Origin of the sequence: Streptomyces sp. NPDC057137, assembly GCF_042670825.1 — a bacterium.
Lineage (GTDB): Bacteria > Actinomycetota > Actinomycetes > Streptomycetales > Streptomycetaceae > Streptomyces.
The window spans coordinates 1-21,783 of the sequence record NZ_JBHUUW010000013.1 but is presented as its reverse complement, the minus strand read 5'-3'; the positions used below and the strand labels follow the sequence as shown (position 1 = coordinate 21,783).

At 71.7% G+C, this 21,783-nt stretch carries 18 protein-coding genes; 8 read left to right on the top strand and 10 right to left on the bottom strand.

Going from position 1 to position 21,783, the window contains the following annotated elements:
• Positions 1 to 177: 177 nt before the first annotated feature.
• Positions 178 to 618 carry a TlpA family protein disulfide reductase gene (locus ACFT9I_RS13765; RefSeq protein WP_382564030.1) on the bottom strand — a complete coding sequence of 147 codons (441 nt, stop codon included), beginning with the start codon at positions 616 to 618 and terminating at the stop codon, positions 178 to 180.
• 74 nt (positions 619 to 692) lie between these two features.
• On the opposite strand from ACFT9I_RS13765, the gene ACFT9I_RS13760 reads away from it, so the two are divergent.
• Positions 693 to 1,109: a DUF4395 domain-containing protein gene (locus ACFT9I_RS13760; RefSeq protein WP_382563830.1), complete on the top strand. Its 417-nt coding sequence runs from the start codon at positions 693 to 695 to the stop codon at positions 1,107 to 1,109.
• Between the two features lie 176 nt (positions 1,110 to 1,285).
• Positions 1,286 to 2,008 carry a lysophospholipid acyltransferase family protein gene (locus tag ACFT9I_RS13755; protein ID WP_382563828.1) on the top strand — a complete coding sequence of 241 codons (723 nt, stop codon included), beginning with the start codon at positions 1,286 to 1,288 and terminating at the stop codon, positions 2,006 to 2,008.
• A gap of 89 nt (positions 2,009 to 2,097) precedes the next feature.
• Here ACFT9I_RS13755 and ACFT9I_RS13750 read toward each other — a convergent pair whose 3' ends face one another.
• The 4 genes from ACFT9I_RS13750 to ACFT9I_RS13735 all read right to left on the bottom strand — a co-directional run bounded on the left by ACFT9I_RS13750 (position 2,098) and on the right by ACFT9I_RS13735 (position 6,168).
• Positions 2,098 to 2,790 carry a B3/4 domain-containing protein gene (locus tag ACFT9I_RS13750; protein ID WP_382563826.1) on the bottom strand — a complete coding sequence of 231 codons (693 nt, stop codon included), beginning with the start codon at positions 2,788 to 2,790 and terminating at the stop codon, positions 2,098 to 2,100.
• Between the two features lie 98 nt (positions 2,791 to 2,888).
• Complete coding sequence (locus ACFT9I_RS13745; RefSeq protein WP_382564029.1) at positions 2,889 to 3,959, bottom strand: threonine aldolase family protein; 1,071 nt, start codon at positions 3,957 to 3,959, stop codon at positions 2,889 to 2,891.
• A complete protein-coding gene (locus tag ACFT9I_RS13740; protein ID WP_382563824.1) occupies positions 3,956 to 4,735 on the bottom strand; it encodes an SDR family NAD(P)-dependent oxidoreductase in 780 nt (259 codons plus the stop codon). Before ACFT9I_RS13740 ends, ACFT9I_RS13745 begins: the two co-directional genes overlap by 4 nt.
• 35 nt (positions 4,736 to 4,770) lie before the next feature.
• Positions 4,771 to 6,168, bottom strand: coding sequence for a DUF6421 family protein (locus ACFT9I_RS13735; protein WP_382563822.1), 1,398 nt, complete (start codon positions 6,166 to 6,168; stop codon positions 4,771 to 4,773).
• Between the two features lie 264 nt (positions 6,169 to 6,432).
• On the opposite strand from ACFT9I_RS13735, the gene ACFT9I_RS13730 reads away from it, so the two are divergent.
• On the top strand, positions 6,433 to 7,116 hold the full coding sequence (locus tag ACFT9I_RS13730; protein WP_382563819.1) for a glycerophosphodiester phosphodiesterase: 684 nt from the start codon (positions 6,433 to 6,435) through the stop codon (positions 7,114 to 7,116).
• Between the two features lie 15 nt (positions 7,117 to 7,131).
• On the opposite strand, the gene ACFT9I_RS13725 is transcribed toward ACFT9I_RS13730, so the two are convergent.
• The 5 genes from ACFT9I_RS13725 to ACFT9I_RS13705 all read right to left on the bottom strand — a co-directional run bounded on the left by ACFT9I_RS13725 (position 7,132) and on the right by ACFT9I_RS13705 (position 11,968).
• Positions 7,132 to 7,683, bottom strand: a complete 552-nt coding sequence (locus ACFT9I_RS13725) for a GNAT family N-acetyltransferase (protein WP_382563818.1) — start codon at positions 7,681 to 7,683, stop codon at positions 7,132 to 7,134.
• A gap of 139 nt (positions 7,684 to 7,822) precedes the next feature.
• Complete coding sequence (locus ACFT9I_RS13720; protein ID WP_382563816.1) at positions 7,823 to 8,692, bottom strand: NAD-dependent epimerase/dehydratase family protein; 870 nt, start codon at positions 8,690 to 8,692, stop codon at positions 7,823 to 7,825.
• On the bottom strand, positions 8,692 to 9,612 hold the full coding sequence (locus tag ACFT9I_RS13715) for a carbohydrate ABC transporter permease (RefSeq protein WP_382563814.1): 921 nt from the start codon (positions 9,610 to 9,612) through the stop codon (positions 8,692 to 8,694). Before ACFT9I_RS13715 ends, ACFT9I_RS13720 begins: the two co-directional genes overlap by 1 nt.
• The gene (locus ACFT9I_RS13710) at positions 9,609 to 10,625 is read right to left on the bottom strand and encodes a carbohydrate ABC transporter permease (RefSeq protein ID WP_382563812.1); all 1,017 of its coding nucleotides are present in this window, start codon (positions 10,623 to 10,625) and stop codon (positions 9,609 to 9,611) included. The genes ACFT9I_RS13715 and ACFT9I_RS13710 overlap by 4 nt, the downstream gene beginning before the upstream one ends.
• Entirely contained in the window at positions 10,622 to 11,968 is a 1,347-nt protein-coding gene (locus ACFT9I_RS13705; RefSeq protein WP_382563810.1) for an ABC transporter substrate-binding protein, read from the bottom strand. Before ACFT9I_RS13705 ends, ACFT9I_RS13710 begins: the two co-directional genes overlap by 4 nt.
• Before the next feature lie 191 nt (positions 11,969 to 12,159).
• On the opposite strand from ACFT9I_RS13705, the gene ACFT9I_RS13700 reads away from it, so the two are divergent.
• The 5 genes from ACFT9I_RS13700 to ACFT9I_RS13680 all read left to right on the top strand — a co-directional run bounded on the left by ACFT9I_RS13700 (position 12,160) and on the right by ACFT9I_RS13680 (position 21,744).
• Complete coding sequence (locus tag ACFT9I_RS13700) at positions 12,160 to 12,945, top strand: IclR family transcriptional regulator (protein ID WP_382563808.1); 786 nt, start codon at positions 12,160 to 12,162, stop codon at positions 12,943 to 12,945.
• A 104-nt stretch (positions 12,946 to 13,049) separates the two neighbouring features.
• On the top strand, positions 13,050 to 14,336 hold the full coding sequence (locus ACFT9I_RS13695) for an enolase C-terminal domain-like protein (protein WP_382563806.1): 1,287 nt from the start codon (positions 13,050 to 13,052) through the stop codon (positions 14,334 to 14,336).
• A 67-nt stretch (positions 14,337 to 14,403) separates the two neighbouring features.
• Entirely contained in the window at positions 14,404 to 15,483 is a 1,080-nt protein-coding gene (locus tag ACFT9I_RS13690; protein ID WP_382563804.1) for a Gfo/Idh/MocA family protein, read from the top strand.
• Positions 15,484 to 15,785: 302 nt separating this feature from the next.
• Complete coding sequence (locus tag ACFT9I_RS13685) at positions 15,786 to 18,974, top strand: alpha-mannosidase (protein WP_382563802.1); 3,189 nt, start codon at positions 15,786 to 15,788, stop codon at positions 18,972 to 18,974.
• Complete coding sequence (locus ACFT9I_RS13680) at positions 18,967 to 21,744, top strand: ROK family protein (RefSeq protein ID WP_382563800.1); 2,778 nt, start codon at positions 18,967 to 18,969, stop codon at positions 21,742 to 21,744. Before ACFT9I_RS13685 ends, ACFT9I_RS13680 begins: the two co-directional genes overlap by 8 nt.
• Positions 21,745 to 21,783 lie beyond the last annotated feature (39 nt).

Genomic DNA, 21,783 nt, shown 5'->3' with positions numbered 1-21,783 from the left:
GCCTTGTCGTTCGCAGCATAGGCGCCTGATGGGGGGTTTTCCGGTCAGGTCGACCCGCACACCGACCATAATATTACTCGCCAGTACATCGACCTGATGCCCGCTGGGCAAGCGCGGTGAACTGTGACCTTGCCAACGCCCACCGGCTCGCCCACCGCCCCGCCGACCGGGGAACTCTCAGTCGCCGGGCGTCGCGCCGGAGACGGCCACGCCCAGTGCGGCGATCACATCGGCCTTACGGGGCGCCCCGGCCGCCCTGCGGACGATCCGGCCCGTCGCGTCGAGGACGAGCACCGTGGGCGTCTTGAGGATGCCCAACTCGCGGACCAGCTCCAGTCGGTCCTCGGCGTCCAGCTCCACATGGGCGACGCCGTCGACCATGCCGGTGACTTCGGTAAGCGTGCGCCGGGTGGCACGGCAGGGCTGGCAGAACGCGCTGGAGAACTGGACGAGCGTGGCGCGCTCCCCCAACTCCGCGCCCAACTCGGCCGCGCCGAGCCGCCTTTCGCCGTCACGCCCACGCACCTTGAGCCTCCCGTTCGTACGGCGGTGGAGCACGCCGAAGAGACTCGCCGCCGCGAGCACCGCCACGCACACCAAGAGCCCTGTCGTCGTCATCCCTGGTGCAGCGTTCACACGACCGCAAAATATTCCGCGGTCCCGGGCGTACGGCCCTGAGCGATGCTGGTGTCATGAACATTGATGTCAGGGGCCCCCGCTTCGGCGCGGCCGTCACCACCCTCGTCCTGGCCGTGGTCCTCGTCACCGGCAGCGGCGCGCTTCTCGGCTGGCAGGCCCTCGTCTTCGCGGTGGGCGCGCTGGCCGGCGTGGGGCGGTCGCCGTACGGGTGGCTGTTCCGCGCCGTCGTACGGCCGAGGCTCGGACCGCCCACGGAGTTCGAGTCCCCGGAGCCGCCGCGTTTCGCGCAGGCGGTCGGGCTGGTCTTCGCGGTGGTCGGGCTGGTCGGCTATCTGTGGGGCCCTCTCTGGCTCGGGCTGGCCGCCACGGCGTGCGCGCTCGCCGCCGCCTTCCTCAACGCCGTCTTCGGCTACTGCCTCGGCTGCGAGATGTACCTCCTGCTGCGCCGTACGACCGCGGCGCTGCGCTGAGCTGCGGCAAACGCCCTGATCACCCGGGAATGACGTGATGAGAATCTCGCTCCGCGCCGTCGGCAGGACTGGCCACAAGGCCTCGTTTGGGGCACGATCTGCCCAATGCCGAAAACCTACGGCTGCGTAGCTTCCGTCGGGAGAACCCTCCCCGGGAACAGAAGGGTCTCCTCCAGATGGCAGAGCTCGTCTACCGGCCGGTCATCGGCGCCGCCCGCACGATGTTCAAGGCGCTGGACCTCAAGATCGAGACTCAGGGCTCCGAGAACATTCCGCGTACCGGCGGTGCCGTCCTCGTCAGCAACCACATCAGCTATCTGGACTTCATCTTCACCGGGCTCACCGCGATCCCCCAGAAGCGCCTCGTCCGCTTCATGGCGAAGGACTCCGTCTTCCGGCACAAGGTCTCGGGGCCGCTCATGCGCGGCATGAAGCACATCCCGGTGGACCGGAATCAGGGCGAGACCGCCTACTCGCACGCGCTCGACTCGCTGCGCTCCGGCGAGATCATCGGCGTGTTCCCCGAGGCGACCATCTCGCAGTCCTTCACGCTCAAGTCCTTCAAGTCCGGCGCGGCGCGCCTGGCGCAGGAGGCCGGCGTGCCGCTGATCCCGATGGCGCTGTGGGGCACCCAGCGGCTCTGGACCAAGGGGCGCCCGCGCAACTTCCGGCGCAGCCACATCCCGGTGACGATGCGGGTCGGCGAGCCGCTGGAGGCCCCCGCCGACCAGTACGCGGGTGCGATCACCCGGCGGCTGCGCGAGCGGGTGCAGGAGCTGCTCGAAGCCGCCCAGCGCGCCTATCCGGTACGGCCCAAGGACGCGAACGACACCTGGTGGGTGCCGGCGCACCTGGGCGGTACGGCTCCGACGCCGGCCGAGGCCCGCGAAGCCGGCTGAGCCCCACGGCCCTACGGACGACTGCACCGAAACGTCACTGCTGGTCCGTCATGCCGGGCCGGGCCGCCGGCCGGTCGTCCGGTGGCGCGTCAGCCCGCGGGGTGCACCGTGATCCGCGCCCCGGGGCTCAGCTTCTCCAGTGATTCGGCGAGTTCGGTGCCCGCGGCGTCGAGTTCCGCCCGGGTCATCGGGGCCAGGCTCTCCAGCAGGAAGACGGCGTTCACCGACTCCTCGGTGAGCCGGGTGCGCACACCCTGGCGCCAGTTCCACCGCCGGCAGGTGACGCCTTCGTCGTCGCGCCACACGACCTCGCCCGCGTCCGGGTGCTCGATAACGCTCTCGCCGCCCGCGGCGGTGTGGAACGGCTCGTCGCCGGTGGCCCGTACGAGGCGCATGGCGCCCGTGATCCGGTCGAGGTCCTCGCCGCCGACGGGGATCAGATGGGCCACGCTGATCGCGTTGTAGAGGTCCACGAGCAGATTGATCCGGGGCAGTCCGCCGTCGGCGAGGGCGCGTTTGGCCAGCGCCTCGGCGGAGTTGCGGGTACGGGACGGCTTGCTGCCGAAGGCCGTGTACGCCGCGCGCCAGGCGGCCATGTGCGGGTCCTCGTGCGGGGCGCGCCCGTCGAGCCGGGCGGCGAGCCGCCGGGCCGCGTCGTCGAGCAGCGCCGAACTCGCCTCGTTGCTGGGGCCGTTCACCAGCCCGTGGGCCTCGACGGCGAGCGGGGTGAAGCCGGGGACGAGGGTGTGCACCTCGTCCGACACGGTGAGTGTCAGGGTCATCGTCAGCCTTGCCTCGGGACATACGGAAGCGGTGCATCACAGCACACCGAGAGGTCCACTGTAATGCACCGCCAGCCCTCGACCGCGCCGGCCGTCGGCTACCTGGCCATCTCTTCCTTGAGCGCCTGTACGAACGCGTCGACGTCGTCCTCGGTGGTGTCGAAGGCGCACATCCAGCGCACGTCACCGGCCGCCTCGTCCCAGAAGTAGAAGCGGAAGCGCTTCTGGAGGCGCACGCTCACGTCGTGCGGCAGCCGGGCGAAGACGGCGTTGGCCTGGACGGGGTGCAGGATCTCGACGCCGTCGACCGCGCGCACGCCGTCGGCGAGCCGCTGCGCCATCGCGTTGCTGTGCCGGGCGTTGCGCAGCCACAGGTCGCCGGCCAGCAGCGCCTCCAACTGCACCGAGACGAACCGCATCTTGGAGCTGAGCTGCATCGACAGCTTGCGCAGCCGCTTCATCGCGCGCACCGAGTCCGGGTCGATCACGACGACGGCCTCGCCGAAGATCGCGCCGTTCTTCGTGCCGCCGTAACTCAGCACGTCCACACCGACGGTGTTGGTGAACGTGCGCATCGGTACGTCGAGGGAGGCGGCGGCGTTGGATATCCGGGCCCCGTCGAGATGGACCTTCATGCCCCGCTCGTGGGCGTGCTCGCAGAGCGCGCGGATCTCGTCCGGGGTGTAGACCGTGCCCAGTTCGGTGTTCTGGGTGATCGACACGACCTGCGGCATGGCGCGGTGCTCGTCGTCGTAGCCCCATGCCTGCCGGTCGACCAGCTCCGGGGTGAGTTTGCCGTCCGGGGTCGGCACGGCGAGCAGCTTGAGCCCGCCGACCCGCTCGGGCGCCCCGCCCTCGTCCACGTTGATGTGCGCGGACTCGGCGCAGATCACCGCGGACCAGCGGTCGGTCATCGCCTGGAGCGCGACGACGTTCGCCCCGGTGCCGTTGAAGACCGGGAAAGCCTGCGCGGTGGGGCCGAAGTGTCCGTGCATGACGCGCTGGAGATGGTCGGTGTACTCGTCCTCGCCGTACGCGATCTGGTGGCCGCCGTTGGCGAGCGCGAGCGCGGCCAGCACCTCGGGGTGGGCGCCCGCGTAGTTGTCGCTGGCGAAGCCGCGCGTGTCGGGGTCGTGGTGCGTACGCGCGGCCGTCGTACGGGACCTCATGACTCGGGGGTCAGCCACAGGCGGTTTCCGTTCACTTCACCGGCGGGCCGGTCCCAGACTCCGGCGATAGCGTCGGCCAGCTCTCCGGTGTCCGTGAAGCCCGCGAACTTCGCATTCGGGCGCTCGGCGCGCATCGCGTCGTGCACCAGTGCCTTGATGACCAGGATCGCAGCCGCCGCGCGCGGCCCCTCGTCGCCCCCGGCCTTGCGGAAGTCGTCGCCCAGGGCCAGCGTCCAGGCCTCGGCCGCCGCCTTGGCCGCCGCGTAGGCGGCGTTGCCGGCCGTGGGCCTGCTCGCGCCCGCCGCGCTGACCAGCACGTAGCGGCCGCGGTCGCTGCGCAGCAGGCCGTCGTGGAAGGCGAGGGAGGTGTGCTGGACGGTGCGGATCAGCAGCTTCTCCAGCAGGTCCCAGTCGGCGAGGTCGGTGTCGGCGAAGTTCTTGCCGCCGCGCCAGCCGCCGACGAGATGGACGAGGCCGTCCACCCGGCCGGCGTCCTTCTCGGTCTTGGCGGCCCAGGCGCGGGTGGCCGCCGGGTCGAGGAGGTCGACGGTGTCGCCGGTGACGGTGGCGTCGCCGTGGACGCGGCGTGTGGCATCGACGGCCTCGGCGAGGCTCGTGGCGTCCGCGTCGGCCGCCACCACCGTCGCACCGGCCGAGGCCAGGCGCAGCAGGGTGGCGCGCCCGGCGGGGCCGCCCGCTCCGGCGACCGCGACGACGGCGCCGTCCAGTGCGCCGCCCGCTCCGCTGCTTCCGCTCATGGTCGTCTTCTCCGTCATGCCGGTGTCCCCCGTGTCTCCGCTGTCGTACGAGCTCACGCGGCTCGCTGCTCGGTGCTCGTCGCCCGAATGCCCCGGGTCGACGCGATGACGGTCTTGAGCTTCTTGCCCAGGGCCTCGTAGAACATGCTGAGCGGAAACTCGTCCGGAAGCACGTCGTCGACCAGCTTGCGCGGCGGCAGATCCAGGTCGAGGGCGTCCGGGCCCTTGGCCCAGCGCGATCCCGGGTGCGGGGCCAGATAGGTGGAGACGAGGTCGTAGGCGGCGAACCAGTGGACCAGCTTCGGGCGGTCGATACCGGCCCGGTAGAGGCTCTCGATCTCGCCGAGCAGCTGCTGGGTGACCTGCGGGGCCCGGTCCCAGTCGATGCGCAGGGTGTTGTCGGTCCAGCGCACCACGTCGTGCTTGTGGAGGTACGAGAACAGGAGCTGGCCGCCGAGGCCGTCGTAGTTGCGCTCACGGGCGCCGGTGACGGGGAAGCGGAACATCCGGTCGAAGAGCACCGCGTACTGCACATCGCGGCCCTGCGCGACGCCGTCGGCCTCCAGTTTCACCGCCTCCCTGAAGGCGGTGAGGTCGCAGCGCAGTTCCTCCAGGCCGTACATCCAGAACGGCTGCCGCTGCTTGATCATGAAGGGGTCGAACGGCAGGTCGCCGTGGCTGTGGGTGCGGTCGTGGATCATGTCCCAGAGGACGAAGGCCTGCTGGCAGCGGTCCTGGTCGCCGATCATCTCGCGGATGTCGTCGGGGAGTTCGACACCGAGGATGCCGACGGCGGCCTCGCTGACCCGGCGGAAGCGGGCGGCCTCGCGGTCGCAGAAGATGCCGCCCCAGCTGAACCGCTCGGGGGCCTGCCGGACGGCGATCGTCTCGGGGAAGAGGACCGCGGAGTTGGTGTCGTAACCGGCGGTGAAGTCCTCGAAGGTGATGCCGCAGAAGAGAGGGTTGTCGTAGCGGGTGCGCTCCAGCTCGGCGAGCCACTCGGGCCAGACCATGCGCAGGACGACCGCTTCGAGGTTGCGGTCGGGGTTGCCGTTCTGCGTGTACATCGGGAAGACGACCAGGTGCTGAAGCCGGTCCACCCGGTCGGCCGCGGGCTGGAAGGCGAGCAGCGAGTCCAGGAAGTCGGGTACGTCGAAGGCGCTGTCGGCCCATTTGCGGAGGTCCGCCACGAGCGCGGTGTGGTAGGCGGCGTCGTGCGGCAGCAGGGGCGACAGCTGCTCGACGGCGGCGGTCACGCGGTCGAGCGTGACCTCGGCGAGGGCGCGCGGGGGCGCGTCGTCGGCGTCGAAATCTATGGAACCGTCCTTGGACTGCCAGGGGCGGATCTCCTCGACGGCGTTCTTGAGCTCGGTCCAGGCGGGGTGCTCGACCACCCGCTGGTCGTCGGTCGCATGCCCTCCGGGTCGGTCCTGCACAAGAATTTCCGTCATGTCATGTCCTCCACGGGAGAAGCTGGCGTCAAAGCACCGTATCGGTCTTCGATTCTCCCGTACAAGGGCGGACGAGACAAATTATCCTGCCTCGCTTCGGGTTTACGGGCGTTTTTCCTGCCGTTCTCGTCGTGGACGACAGGCCCAAGCCTGTACGGGTACGGCACGGGTCCAGACCGGCCCCGTGGCCGTTAGGCTGCCGCCGTGCCGCGTGGGGCCGGACAGCGCCGCGCGGGAGCCGCCGACGACGGAAGCGAGTCAGCCTTGACTTTCCTCACCATCGGTCATCGTGGAGTGATGGGTGTCGAACCCGAGAACACCCTGCGCTCCTTCCTGCACGCCGAGCGGGCCGGTATGGACGCCATCGAACTCGACCTTCATCTGAGCAAGGACGGCGCGCTCGTCGTCATGCACGACGCCGAGCTGGACCGTACGACGGACGGAACGGGCCCGATCGCCGACCGGACCCTCGCCGAGCTGCGGGAGCTCGACGCGGGGCAGGGCGAGCGCGTGCCGGTCTTCGAGGAGGTCCTGGACGCGGTGGGCTCACCGCTCCAGGCGGAGATCAAGGACGTGGCGGCGGCGCGCGCGCTGGCCGAGGTCATGCACCGGCGGAAGCTGGTCGGGCGGGTGGAGGTGTCCTCGTTCCACGACGAGGCCGTCGCCGAGATCTCCGCCCTGGTGCCCGGCGTACGGACGGTGCTGATCGCCAGTCGCTGGGGCGGCGACATCGTGGACCGGGCGGTCGCGGTCGGCGCGGACTCGCTGGCGCTGAACATCCGGCGGCTGACACTGGAGGCCGTCGAGCGCGCGCACGCGGCGGGGCTCGGGATCATCGGGTGGGTGGTGAACACCCCGGACCAGTTGCGGCTGGTCCGCGCGTTCGGGCTGGACGGCGCGACCACCGACTTCCCGGAGATCCGCCGCACCGGCCGCTTCACGGCCTGAGCCGAACCACGGCGTCTAGTCGAGCGGCTTGACCAGCAGCTCGAACGCCAGGTCGTCGCGCTGCGGGATGCCGAAACGCTCGTCGCCGTACGGGAAGGGGGTCAGCTGTCCCGTACGGCGGTAGCCGCGGCGCTCGTACCAGGCGATCAGGTCCTCGCGCTGGACGATCACGGTCATGTGCATCTCGCCGACGCCCCAGTCCGCGCGGGCGCGGCGCTCCGCCTCGGCGATGATGCGCTTGCCGAGGCCGCCGCCCTGCGCCTCGGGGTCGACGGCGAACATGCCGAAGTACGCGGCGGGGCCGCGGTGTTCCAGCTGGCAGCAGGCGACCAGCGCACCGTCGGACTCGACCATCAGGAGCCGGCTGCCGTCGGCCTCGATCACGTCGAGGACGCCCTGCTCGTCGGTGCGCTGGCCCTCCAGCAGGTCGGCCTCGGAGGTCCACGACGCGCGGGCGCTCTCGCCTCGGTAGGCGGACTCTATGAGCGCGACGAGCGGCTTGACGTCGTCTGCGGTGGCGTCCCGGTAGGTGAGCTGACCGGGAGCGGGGCGCGGGGTGGTGTCCATGGTGCGCGTTCTCCGTCTTCTCCGCCGCGGGCGGGCGGCGCGCCCGAGCCTAACCCCATTTCCCGGGGGCGCGGATCAGCGGGGGGCGCGGAGCCGTACTCCGCGCCCGAGCCGTGCCACCCCTCGTCACGCCTCCCTCTCATCCCTTCGCGTCCGCGTCGGTCTCCGCGTCGAGAGGGCTCCTGCGGTGCTCCGGTGCGAAGCCCAGCAGCCGTGCGCAGGCCGAGGTGTCGAACAGCGAGGCGTGGCCGGTCAGTTCGGCGAAGTACGGCACGCCCGGGTGGTGTTCTTCGAGCAGTTGGGCCGTCGGCACGGGCGACGACGTGTCGTCCGCCGCGACGTTGAGGATGTGACATCCCGTCAGTTCGGCGAGGAGCGCGTACCGGACGGCCCTGGCGGCGTCCCTGGTGTCGAGCCATCCCCAGAGGTCCATCCGGTGGGCGGCCGGATCGTCGCGTACGGCGGCGAGTTGCGCCGCCAGCCGCTCGCCGGTGCCGGTGAACGGGAACCGCATACAGACGATGTCGGTGCCGTGGCGCCGGTGCGTGGCGCGGGCCGTCTCCTCCAGGACCACCTTGGAGAGACCGTACGGATCCTGGACGAGCGTGGGATGTTCCTCGTCCAGCGGTACGTAGCGCGGGGACTGCGGCTTCGGCGACCAGGCGAGTCCCACGGCCGCCAGGCTGGAGGCGGCGACGACGCGGCGTACGCCGGTGCGGCCCGCCTCGTCCAGGACCCGGTGCGCGGTGAGGCAGTTGGTGGCGAACAGGGCGCTGTCGTCGTCGGAGTTGGGGTGGGGGATGGCGCCGAGATGGACGACGGCCTCGGCGCCGGCCATGGCGTCGCGTACCAGGTCGGGATCGCGCAGATCGCCGGTGTGGACGCGGTCCGGCCGGGGATCCTCGACGGGGACGACGTCGGTGGCGACGATCCGGTGGCCGTGGGCCAGCAGGTCGTCGATGACATGGCCGCCGATGTGTCCGGCGGCTCCGGTGACCAGGACGCGCATCAGCCCTTCACCGCCCCGACGAGGCCGTTGACGAAGTAGCGCTGGAGACAGAGGAAGAGCAGCACGACGGGGATGACCACGATGAGGGCTCCGGCCATCAGGTTGTTGTAGTGGGGCACGTTCTCGGCCGCGAGGGTCTGGAGGCCGAGCGGAAGGGTGAAGGTCGACCGGTCGGTGAGCGAGACCCGGGTGAGCAGGTACTCGTTCCAGGTCGGGATCGCGGTGAGCAACGCGACGGTGATCAGGGCGGGTTGGGCCAGTGGCAGATAGATGTTGAGGAAGATCCGGAACTCACTCGCGCCGTCGACGCGCGCGGAGTCGCGCAGTTCGGCCGGGATGGTGCTGAACGCCCCGGTCATCAGCAGGATCGACAGCGGGGCACCGCCGTTGACGAAGGGCAGCACCAGTCCCCAATGGGTGCCGAGGATGCCCATCTCGTTCTCCAGCAGCACGATCGGCAGCATCACCGTCACGCCGGGCACGAAGAGCAGGGAGATGAACAGCCGCTGCAGGAAGGTGCGGCCGGGGAAGCGCAGCACGGCGAAGGCGTAGCCGGCCGCCGCGTAGATCACCAGCGTGAGGACCACGGTGTAGAGGGTGACCAGCAGGCTGTTGAGGAAGAAGTCGAAGAAGTGGAGCTTGTTCCAGGTGTCGATCAGGGTGTCGAAGGTGGGGTTCTTCGGGATCAGATGACCGCCGCTGACCACCTCCAGCTGGTCCTTGAACGCGGCCGACACCATCCAGAGGAACGGGTAGACGCTGACCAGTCCGTATCCGGCGAGCAGCAGACCGACGACGACGCGCGCCAGGGTCCGGCGCCCGCGGGCCCTGCTCTCGCCCGGCCGCTTGGCCGGCCTGTCGGACTTGTCGGGGTGTGCGGTCGCGTGGGCGCGCTTGTCCGCCACGGGGATCGAGGTCATGTCTTGCTCCGCAGCGCTCGCAGATTGATCAGGGCCAGTACCAGGGCGGCGGCGAACAGCAGCCAGCCGAGTGCGCTGGCGAGCCCCAGGGTGGGACGGAGCTGTTTCAGGAAGGCCAGGCTGTACGCCTCCAGGCCCAGCACATTGGTGTGGTCGCCCGGTCCGCCGTTGGTCATCACCAGGAAGGTCTGGAAGCCCTGGAGCGACTCGCGCAGATTGAGCAGGACGACGATGGCCGTGATGGGGCGCAGCAGCGGCCAGACGACCGACGCGTTCGTCCGCCACCAGCCGGCGCCGTCGAGCTGCGCCGCTTCCAGCAGGCTGCGGTCTATGGACTGGAGCCCGGTCAGATACAGCAGCATGGACACGGGCACGGCGCCCCACACGGTCACCACGATCAGTGTGGGCAGCGCGGTGTCGGGGTTGCCGAGCCAGCCCTGGGGCTGCTGGAGCGAGCCGAGTCCGAGCTGGCCGAGCAGCAGGTTGACGGCGCCGTCGGGCTGGAGGATGTACTGCCAGGCGAAGAAGACGGCGATACCGCTGGTGACGTACGGCAGGAAGAAGACCGAGCGCAGGACGGCCTGCATCCTGCGTGCCTGGTTGAGCAGGATGGCCAGCGGAAACGACACCATGACCGTCAGCGCCGGTACGGCGATCATCACCCAGAGGGTGTTGAGTCCCGCGCTGCGCACGCGTGGCGCGTAGACGGGGCTGCGCCAGAGCAGGTCGGCGTAGTTGTCCAGGCCGACCCAGGTCCAGTGCGGCATGAAGCCGTTCCAGGACGCGAAGCTCAGCAGGAAGCCGTAACCGACGGTGTACAGGCCCATGACGGCGAAGAGGACCACCGCGGGGGCGACGAACAGATATCCGGAGAGGGCCTCGCCGCCGAACTTGCGGCGCCAGGGCCGCTTGCCGGGGCCGGGGGCGGTGTCCGCCGCCCCGGCCGGGAGCGTACGGCTCTTGCCGACGCTCCCGGCCTCCCCCACCGTGGTGGGCCGAGGTGCTGTGGTCACTGGGTCGCCCAGTAGTTGCTGTTGAGTTCGCGGAGCTTGGCTCCCGTCTGCGCCGGTGTGTCCCGGCCGAGCGGGCTCAGATCGGTGACGATCTCACCGGCCACGTCCTGGTCGTAGCCCGGCGGGCGGAAGGAGTTGTCGCTCGGGTCGTAGGTGGTCTCCTCGGTGCCGTCGAAGCTCTCCATCATGGAGGTCAGCGCGGGGCCGAGGACTTTCGCGGAGTCGGCGCCCAGTTCGGTGGCGGGCAGGTCGGCCGAGTCCTTGGCGAACCGGGCGGCGACGTCGGTGCCGGAGAGGAACTCCATCCACTTCTTGGCGTTCTCGGGCTGCTCGCTGGTGGCGGTGAGGCTCAGTCCGGTCAGCGCGAGCGGGCCGAGCGCCCGGTCGGGTACGGCGCCGTCCTTCGGTGCGGGCAGTCCGAAGGCGAGTACGTCGTCGGCCTTCATGTCGTTCTGCTGGAGGAAGGCGAGGGTGAAGGTGCCGCCGACGGCGAAGGCCGACTTGCCCTGGGCGAACGCCTGGTCGGCCTCGTCGATGCTGAGTGTCTGGGAGCCCGGCATCCAGTACGGGGTGAGCTGGTCGTACATGCTCAGAACCTTGGTGCCGTTGGCCGAGCCGAAGTCGGTGGCCTTGTCCTTGCCGAAGAGGTCCCAGTACGGCTGCTTGCCGAGCTGGGCGAACGCCAGCGGCTGGAGCACCCAGGTCAGTCCGGTCGACTTGACCTTCAGACCGAGGCTGATCCCGCCCGTCTTGGGGTCCTTGTGGTGGGTGGCCTGGACCGCCGCCAGGAACTCCTCCCAGGTGGTCGGGGCCTTGGTGATGCCGGCGTCGGCCAGCTTCTGCTTGTTGGCGTAGACGATGCCGAACGTGCCGGCGGTCAGGGGCACGCTGAAGCGCTGGCCCTCCTCGACGCCCTTGAACGTGGAGTCCTTGGCCTGCGACTCCTTGAACTTCTGCGGGGTGACGGTGCCGGAGCCCTTGATCGCCTCCTGGAAGCGGCCGCTCCAGTCGTCCGGGATCTGGTCCTGGAGGTCGGCGGTGACGCCGGCCGCGCCGAGGACGAAGTCCTCACCGTCGGAGTGCACTTCGAGGACATCGGGGAGGCCGCCGGTCTTGGCCGCGCTCTGCACCTTGGTGGTGTAGGCGTCGTCGGGTGTGTACACCTCGACCTTGACCGAGATGCCGGTCTCCTTCTTGAACTCGGTGGCCGCCGCGCGCAGGGCACCGACATGGGACTGCTTGAAGGTCCACATCTCCAGCGACTTGGAGTCCGAGCCGGAGTCCGAGCCGCCGCAGGCGGAGAGGGTGGTGAGTGTGAGCGCGGTGGTCGCGGCCAGAGCCACGAGCCGGACATTCCGTGCGAAAGGTATGCGCATGGCCCCTACCTAAGAATCAACCCGTTCAGAAGGCCGAATGACGTTGGAGTGACTGAACTTATGGTTGCGGTGATATAGCGTCAAGACGCACGTCGAGAATCGTGCTGACCGGATCGCCGAGGGGCGCCGGTGCGGGGAGCGGAGGTTCCGTGGAATCGGTGGCAGCAGCAGCGCGAGGGCGTAAGCCCGAGGAGGTCAAGTCCGCGGCTCGGGTGCTCGAAGTGCTCGAACTGCTCGGCACCGAGGGTGCCCGGCTCTCGCTCGCCGAGATGGCGAGCGCGATGGCCGTGCCCAAAAGCAGCCTGCACGCGATCCTGCGGACGATGGAGGCGCGGCGCTGGGTGGACCTGGACGCCTCGGGCACCCGCTACAGCCTCGGCCTCAAGGCCCTGCTGACGGGCACGGCCTATCTGGAGGGCGACGACGTCGCCAGCCTCGCCGGACCGGTGCTCGACGCGCTCGCCGAGGAGACCGGCGAGTCGGTGCACCTGGGCAGGCTGGACGGGACGGACGTCGTCTACCTGGCCAAACGCGAGTCACGGCACGCCCTGCGGATGTACTCGGCGGTGGGCCGCCGGCTGCCGGCGCACGCCACGGCCCTCGGCAAGGCGATGCTGTCGCAGTACGACGCGGCCGAGGTGCAGCGCCGGCTGGACTGGCCGCTGGCCCGGCTCACGCCCGACACCGTGACCGATCCCGACGAGCTGATCCGCCAGCTCGCCGAGGCGCGGCTGCAGGGCTGGGCGATGGACGACGGCGAGAACTCCGTGGACATCCGGTGCGTGGCCGTGGCGCTCGGCACCGGGCACGGCGGCGGCGACGCGATCAGCTGTTCGGCCCCCAAGAGCCGCATGGACGACGCCCGCGCACAGGAGATCGCCGGAGCCGTCACGGAGGCCGCACATTCGCTGCGGACCCTCCTCAAACGGCTCGGACAGCACTGAAGACTGTTCGACCCATATTTGGTAGAGTCATTGACAAATTAAAGACGCTCTCTCTACGTTCGGATAGCAGTACATCATCCTGCTATCTGTACGCTGGAGTTCGAATGGCTCAGCCTGATGCCCGCTCCGACATCCTCGCCCCCGCTCCCTGGGTCGAGGAACGCGGTGCGAAGATCCGCATCACGGCCGTCTCCACCTTCCTCACCGCACCGCACGGCTGCCCCCATCTCATCGTCCGCGTCGAGACCAACGAACCGGGGCTCTACGGCCTCGGCTGCGCGAGCGACCCGCAACGCACCCTCGCCGTACGGTCCGTGCTCGACGACTATCTGGCCCCCATGCTCGTCGGACGCGATCCCGACGACATCGACGACATCCACCGGCTGCTGCTCAACAGCGCCTACTGGCGCGGCGGTTCGGTCACCGGCAACGCGCTGGGCGGAATCGACGTCGCCCTGTGGGACCTCAAGGCCAAACGCCTGGGCGCGCCCCTGTACTCGCTGTTCGGCGGCCGGGTCCGTACCCACGCCGAGGCCTACACCCATGTCAGCGGCGACAGCGCCGACGAGATCGCCGACAAGGTCGTGGCGGCGCGCGAGCGCGGCTACCGCCATGTCCGCGTCCAGGCGTCCGTGCCCGGCTCCGACACCTACGGCACCGGCGCCACGGGCTCCGCCGACGCCCACGCGCTGCGCACCCGTTCGGTGCCGTGGGACTCCGCCGCGTACGTACGGACCGTGCCGCGCGTCCTGACAGCGGTACGCGAACAGGTCGGCGACGAGGTCGAGTTGCTGCACGACGTACACGAACGCCTCGACCCCCGGCAGGCCCGGGACTTCCTGCGCCGGGTCGAGGACGCCGGGCTGTACTTCGTGGAGGACGTGCTCGCCCCGGAGGACGCGCGCCACTTCGCCGCGCTGCGCGCCGGCTCCCCCGTACCGCTCGCCGTGGGCGAACTCTTCCACGACGTCGGCCAGTTCCTGCCGCTGCTCGACGGCCCCGCCATCGACTTCGCCCGGATCCGGGTCCCCACGCTCGGCGGTCTCACCCCCGCCCGCAAGCTCGCCGCCTACTGCGAACTGCGCGGCGTACGGCTCGCGCCGCACGGCCCCGCCGACGTCAGCCCCGTCGCCCAGGCCGCCACGCTCGCCATGAACATCAGCAGCCACGCCTTCGGTGTGCAGGAGGCCGCGGTCTTCAAGCCCGCCGTGCTCGACGTCTTCCCCGGTACGGTCGTGGCGAACGACGGCGCGCTGTCCCCGCACGAGAGGCCCGGCCACGGCGTCGACTTCGACGAGGCGGCGGCGCGCAGACATCCGGTGCCCGAGCCGCTGGAGCACGACCGCTGGGCCCTGCTGCGCAACACCGACGGGAGCGTGCAACGACCGTGACAGCCACCGCATCGGGCCCGCCGCCCGGCCCCCGCTCCCGGCGCGCGCCGACCGGAAGGGGACCGCTGTGGGCGAGCCGCTGAGGATCGGCATGGTCGGCGCGGGCAAGATCAGCGGCGAGTATGTGAAGACGCTGGAACAGCTGGACGACGTACGGCTCACCGCCGTGACGGACCTCGACCCGGCCCGCGCCGAGGCCGTGGCCGCGCGGGTGCCTGGGGTCGCCGTCGCCGCCACGGTCGCCGAGCTGGTCGGGCGCCCCGACGTCGACGCCGTACTGAACCTGACGCTGCCCGCCGTACACGCCGAGGTGGCGCGCGCCGCGCTCGACGCGGGAAAGCATGTGTACGGCGAGAAGCCGCTGGCCATGACACGCGAGGAGGCCGACGGTCTGCTCGCGGCGGCGGAGAGCCGGGGACTGCGGATCGGCTGCGCCCCCGACACCGTGCTCGGTACGGGCGTGCAGACCGCGCGCGCGGCGGTGGACGACGGGCTCATCGGCGCCCCGGTCGCCGCCACGGCGTTCATGACCACCGCCGGGCACGAAAGGTGGCATCCCGCCCCCGAGTTCTACTACCGGCCCGGCGGCGGGCCGCTGCTCGACATGGGCCCGTACTACCTCTCCGCGCTCGTCCATCTCCTCGGGCCCGTCAGCCGGGTCACCGGGGCCGCGTCCAAACCGCGCGCCGAGCGGACCATCGGCAGCGGACCGCGCGCCGGGGAGCACTTCGACGCCGAGGTGGACACCCATGTCACCGGACTCCTGGAGCACGCGGGCGGGGCGCTGACCACGCTGGTCATGAGCTTCGACATCCACGCGGCCCGGTTGCCCCGCATCGAGGTGCACGGCACGGAGGGCTCGCTGTCCATGCCCGATCCCAACGGTTTCGACGGGCCGGTGGAGCTGCACCGGGCCGGCGGCGAGTGGGAGCGGCTTGCGGTGTCGGGCGGCTACCGGGACGCCGGGCGCGGCACCGGTCTCGCCGATCTGGCGACCGCGCTCACCGAGGACCGGCCGCACCGGGCGTCCGGCGAACTCGCGCGCCATGTCCTGGACGTCATGCTGACGCTGCTCGACGCAGCGCGCGACGGTGTCTGGCTGCCGGTGCGCAGCGATTGCGCGAGGCCGGAGGCCGTACGGCCGTAGTCTCCCGGCGGGGGGCCCGACGGCCCCCACCCCCCACACGAACGGCAGGAAGGCGGCGGCCTTCCTGCCGTTCTTATGCGCGCATCTCCCGCGCTTCTCGCACGGTTTCCCATGGTTCTCCGTTTCCCGATTCGTCAGGGCAATTAATGTCCAGGAGGGGAACTTTACGGGCGGGAATTCGACTGACAAATCAATCGCAGAGCCCCCACCACCAGGAACTCAGAAGTAATCGGGACAGGCGTTGACTTGATAACACTCTTGGTTTTACATGGCGGTTACTGGCTGGACAGGGAGGGCCGCCCATGCATGACCGAAGGAAGTCCGGAGAGGCGCGAACAGCGCATTTCCTCGACCGTCGGCTGCGCCCCGCGCTGTACACCGGGCGGCTTCCCATGGAGGTCGGGGCCTGGCACATCCCGGGCGAGCCGGTGCCCGTCGACGTGGCGCTCCGCGCCGGGTACACGCCGTTCGTCGTGGGCGAGACATGGGGCGGCGGCCCCTGGTCCACCAGTTGGTTCCGCTTCAGCGCCGACGTGCCCGAGCGCTGGGCCGGCCGCCGCGTGGAGGCGGTCATCGACCTCGGCGGCGACCGCGCCGAGGGGCTGGTCCACGACGAGCACGGCACACCGCTCCAGGGCCTGCACCCGCACAACAGGACCGTGACCGTCGCGACGCAGGCGCGCGGCGGCGAGCCCGTACGGCTGCTCGTCGAGGCCGCGGCCAATCCGGCGATCGACCCGGCCACTGGCGCCGGGGCCCACTTCGGCGACCCGGTCACCGCCGGCGACGAACCCCTCCACCAGCTGCTCCGCGCGGATCTCGCCGTACGCGACGAGAACATCTGGCAGCTCATCCATGACATCGATGTCCTGGACAGCCTGATGCGCGCGCTCCCCGCCGAACTGCCGCGCCGCCACGAGATCCTGCGGGCACTGGACCGGGCCGTCGACGCCGTCGACCCCCGTGACATCCCGGGGACGGCCGCCGACGCGCGGGGCATCCTCGCGCCGGTGCTGGCCCGCCGGGCGTACGAGTCCGCGCACACCGTCGCCGCCGTCGGGCACACGCGCTCCGGATCCGCCCGGCTGCGGCCGATGCGCGAGAGCGTGCGCGCGAGTGCCCGCGCCTTCAGCAGCGTGGCCACGCTCGCCGACGAGTACCCGGAGCTGGTGTTCGCCGCGCCGGGAGCACAGCAGCACGCCTGGATGAAGGACCAGCACCCGCATGTCTTCGAGCGGATACGCAAGGCCGTCGCACGGGGCAACTGGGTCCCGGTGGGCGGCATGTGGGTGGAGCCGGACCTCAATCTCCCCGGCGGGGAGTCGCTGGCACGGCAGTTCACGTTCGGCAGACGCTTCTACCGGGACGAGCTGGGCCTGGGCCCCGACGGTGTCTGGCTGCCCGGGCCCGGTGGCATGAGTGCCGCTCTCCCCCAACTCGCCGTGCTGGCAGGGGCGCGCTGGCTGCTCGGTCACACGCTCGCCGAGCGGGACGCCAACTCCCTTCCGCACCACACGTTCTGGTGGGAGGGCGCCGACGGCAGCCGGATCTTCACCCACTGCCCGCCCGCCGGTCCGCGCCACGCGGCGCTCACGGGGCCCGAGTTGGCCGACGCGGTCGCGGCGTACGCGGACAAGGGCGGCGGCAGCCGCTCGCTGATGCCGTTCGGCCAGGGGCCCGTCGGCTCCGACGCCCCCGACCACTCCGACGGTTCCGAGGGTTCCGACCACGACGCGGACCGCGAGGGCGAAGGCCCCACCCGCGAGACGTTGGAACGCGCCCGCAGGCTGGCCGATCTGGAGGGTTCGCCCCGGGTCGAGATCCAGCACCCCGCGCACTTCTTCCGGGACGCGCTCGACGAGTACCCGCACGCCCCGGTGTGGCGCGGCGAGCTGTACGCGCAGACGCAGCACGGCTCGTACACCAGCCAGGCCCGCACCAAGCGGGGCAACCGCCGGAGTGAATCCCTGCTGCGCGAGGCCGAGTTGTGGTCGGCGACGGCGGCCGTACGGGACGGGGTGCCCTACCCGTACGAGGAGCTGGACGCCCTGTGGAAGCGGGTCCTGCTGCACCAGAGCCGGGACATCCTGCCGGGCGGCGCCATCGCCTGGGTGCACGAGGAGGCCGAGCAGACGTACCGCGCGATCCACCGCAGGCTGGAGAGCCTGATCCGGCGGGCGGCGGGCGGGCCGGACGGGGCGACGGTCCTCAACGCCGGGCCGCGCGCCCGCCGCGAGGTGGTCGTGCTCGACCAGGACCGGCTGACGGAGCCGGGCGCGGCGGGCGCGGGCCAGCCGCTGTCCGGCGGGCGGCTCGCCGTGCTGGCCGAGGCTCCCGCGCTCGGCCGGGGTACGGCCGGGCTGCCGCTCGACGGCACGGCGCCGGTGACCGTCACCGCCGCCGGCCCCGAACGGGGCGGCGGGCATCTGCTGGACAACGGGCTGCTGCGGATCCACGTCGACTCGGCGGGGCTCGTACGCTCCGCGCTCGACCTGACGGCGGACCGCGAGGCCATCGCACCCGGCGTCGCGGGCAATCTGCTCCAACTGCACCGGGACGACCCGGCGTTGTGGAGCGCGACCGGGCTCGACGCACCGCGTCCCGACACGCACCGCGATCTCGACGTCGCCTCGTCGGTCGAAGTGACCGACGAGGGACCGCTGTTGGCGCGGGTACGGGTGGAGCGCGGCACCGGCAGGTCCACCATCACGCAGCGCCTGACGCTGACGGCCGGCAGCCGCGCGCTGACCATCGACACCGACGTCGACTGGCGGGAACAGGACACGCTCCTCAAGGCCGTCTGGCCGCTGGACGTGCACGCCGAGAACAGCCGCGGCGAGATCCAGTACGGCCATGTCGAGCGTCCCACGCACGAGAACACCAGCTGGGACGCGGCCCGTTACGAGCAGTGGGCGCACCGCTGGATCCATGTCGGCGAGCACGGCTGGGGCGTGGCACTCGCCTCGGACGCCACGTACGGCTACGACGTGTCGCGCCGGACCCGCGCGGACGCCGGGACCACCACGCTCGTACGGCTCTCGTTGCTGCGCGCCGCGCACAGCCCCGACCCGCACGCCGACCGCGGGCCGCAGCACTTCCGGCACACGCTGCGGCCCGGCGCCGATGTCGGTGACGCGATCTCGGAGGGCTACGCCCTCAACCTCCCGCTGCGGCCGGGCCCGGCGGCCGGGCCGGTGGAGCCGCTGGTGAGCGTGGCCGGTCCGGACGTCGTGGTCGAGGCGGTGAAGCTCGCCGACGACCGGTCGGGTGATGTCGTGGTCCGGCTGTACGAGTCACGGGGCGGCCGGGCCCGTACGACACTGACCGCCGGCTTCCCGTTCACCGCCGTGCGCGAGACGGACCTCCTGGAGGACACACTCGCCGTCCACGCGCACACCGGCCGGTCGGTGGCGCTGACGCTGCGGCCCTTCCAGATCCTGACCCTGCGGCTGGTGCGCGGTGCGGGTCCGAGGGGCGTCCCCGGTGTCTGACACCCGACCGTCCGACACCCGACCGTCCGACACCCGACCGGGCGACGGCGCGCTCTCCCCCGAACTCCGCGCCGTGCTGCGCCGTTGGGCCGACGAGGGCGGCCCGCTCGCCACCCGGGCCGGTGTCGTACTGCTGGCGGCCGACGGGCTGCGCGACGCGGAAATCTCGCGCCGGCTCGGGGTGTCGCGGCAGACCGTCGGCAGCTGGCGCCAGCGCTGGACGAGCGCGGGCATCGACGGTCTCGAACACCGGCCCCGGACCGGCAGACCGGCGACGGTCGACGAGGCCGAGGTCGTGACGCGTACGCTGCTCGCCCCCGGCGGCAGCGGCGCGTCGCGCGCGGTGGCACGGGAGTTGGGCCTCTCGCACGCCACGGTCGCCGGCATCCGCCGCCGCTGGCGGCTGGTCCCCGACGAGCCGGTGTCCCCGTCCGTCCCGACCCGCCCACCGCTGCCGGGCGCCGACGTGTGGGTGATGGGCCTCTACGCGGACGCGCTGCGCGGGGTCCTCCTGGCGGGCACCCGCCTGGTCCCGAGCACCCCGGCCAGGGCGGGCACGGTGATAGGGGCGGACGTCCTGGCGGGCCTCGACCGCTCTCTGGACGCGGCGCTGGCATCGACGCGGCGCCGGGGTCCCGGGCCGACCGGCGACCCGGATCCGGGGCCCCCCACCGGGCCCGGTCCCGGCGCGGGACGGGTCCACCGGTCGGGGTCCGGCGCGAGCGCGGAGACGGAGCAGGCGGCGAGCCCCACCCCTGACGGAAGCACCGGGGACGACGGCCGCCCGGCGGCCGTCGTCCCCGGCTCCGCCACCCGGCCCGGTGGGCACGCCGGTACCGGAGCCGGTCGGCCCGGCGCGGACGCCGAGCGCGACGCGGCGAGCAGCACCTGCGGGGACTCGACCACCGACCCGGCGGAGGGCTCGGCCGGCGTGACCGCGCCCGGCGGACCGTGCCGGAACCCCGCCCACGGGGTCGGCACGAGCGGCGCCTCCGGCGCCGACCCCGGGCAGCGCCCGTCAACGGCCACCGGTCCCGCGGACGGCTCGGGCTCCGGCTCCACCGCCCGACCCGGCGCGGGCACAGGGAACTGGCCACCCGGCCCGGACTCCCCGCACCGCCCGGACGTCATCGCGTCCGACCGGGCGCTGGCCGGCTATCTCGCGCAGGCGAGCCGACGGCATCCCGATCTCGCCCTGCACGCGATCACCCTGTGGGACGACGCCCCCGGGAGCGACCCCGCCCCGGCCACCGAGGTCTTCCAACCGCCCGGCGCCACAGGCAAGATGACACGCCATCACATCCCCGCGCGCGCCACCTGGCGCACGTTCCTCCGGGCCATGATCGCCCTCGACAGCACCAGCCATCCGGAGTCCTCGCGGCGTGTCTATCTCGACCTGGCCGCCGAACTGGAGCGGTACGCGGCGGGGCGCGCCGACGACCCGTACCGCGGTGTGCGCTGGCTGCGCGAGAACGTGGCGGGCCATCTGCGGGCCGAGCACCCGACGGACAGCTCGGCGCGAGGTCACACCTGGAGCGGCGTCAACCAGATCGACCTGGGGTCGTTCAACGAGTGCGTGGTCATCGAGACCGTCCGGCTGTCCGGCACCATCACGCGCGGCGAGATCGCCCACCGCACCGGTCTCACCCAGCAGTCGGTGTCCCGGATCGCCCGGTCCCTGCTCGACCGGGGCATCCTGATCGAGGACGCGCAGCTGCGCGCCACGTCGGGCAAGCCGCGTACGCCGGTACGGCTGCGCGGGGCCGCCGCGCACGCGCTCGGGATCCATATCGATCCCGAGCTGCTGACGGCGGTCGTGATCGACCTCGACGGGGCGATCGTGTGCACCCGCACCCGGTCCGTCAGCGCGGACACCGATCCGGCGGAGTTCGTGGAGCGGGTGGCGGCGCTGGGCCGCGAGACGCTGGCCGAGGCGGGCGGGGACGTACGGCCCGAGGGATTCCTCGGCATCGGGGTCGCGGTGCCGGGGCCGGTGGACATCGCGTCCGGGACCGTCCTGGGACCGCCCCTGATGTCGGCCTGGGGTGATCTTCCGCTGCTGTATCTCCTCAAGGACCACTTCCCGTGCCCGGTCATCATGGAGAAGGACTCGACGGCCGCCGCGGCGGGCGAGCGCTGGATCGGCCGTGACCGGCGGGCCAGGGACTTCGCGTATCTCTACCTCGGTACGGGCGTGGGCACCGGCCTCTATCTGAACGGCGACATCTACCGGGGCGTCAGCTCGAACGCGGGCGAGTTCGGCCAGCTCTGCGCCATCGCGCTGGGGCGGGTGGACAAGGACGGCCGTCCCGAGATCCTGCCCGAGTGCAATCCGCCGGTGTCCGTGCCCGACCTGGCGGCGCGCGGCGGTCTGCGCCCGGTGCCCACGACGAGCGGGAGCACCGCCGCGTATCTGGCGGTGGGCCGGGCGGCGGCCGCCGGCGACCGGGCGGCGGCAGCGGCCGTACGCGAGGTGGCCCAGGCGGTCGGGCGGGGCGCGCTGGGGCTGATCGACCTGCTGGACATCGATCTGATCGTCCTCGGCGGGCCCTTCTTCACGGACGACGTCGCCGACTTCTACCTGGCCGAGATCGCCCGTACGGTCAACGAGTTCCCGACCGCCCGGCGGCTGCGCCGGGTCGAGGTGGAGCCGTCCGTGCTGAGTGCCGGGGCCGCCGCCGTCGGGGCGGCGTCCACGATCTTCCACGCGACGTTCACGCCGAGGCTGCGGGGGCGGGAGACACGGGCGCGGCATCTGCCCGCCGGCTGACCGCGCACGACGCGACCGTGCGGGCCACCGGGAGGATCC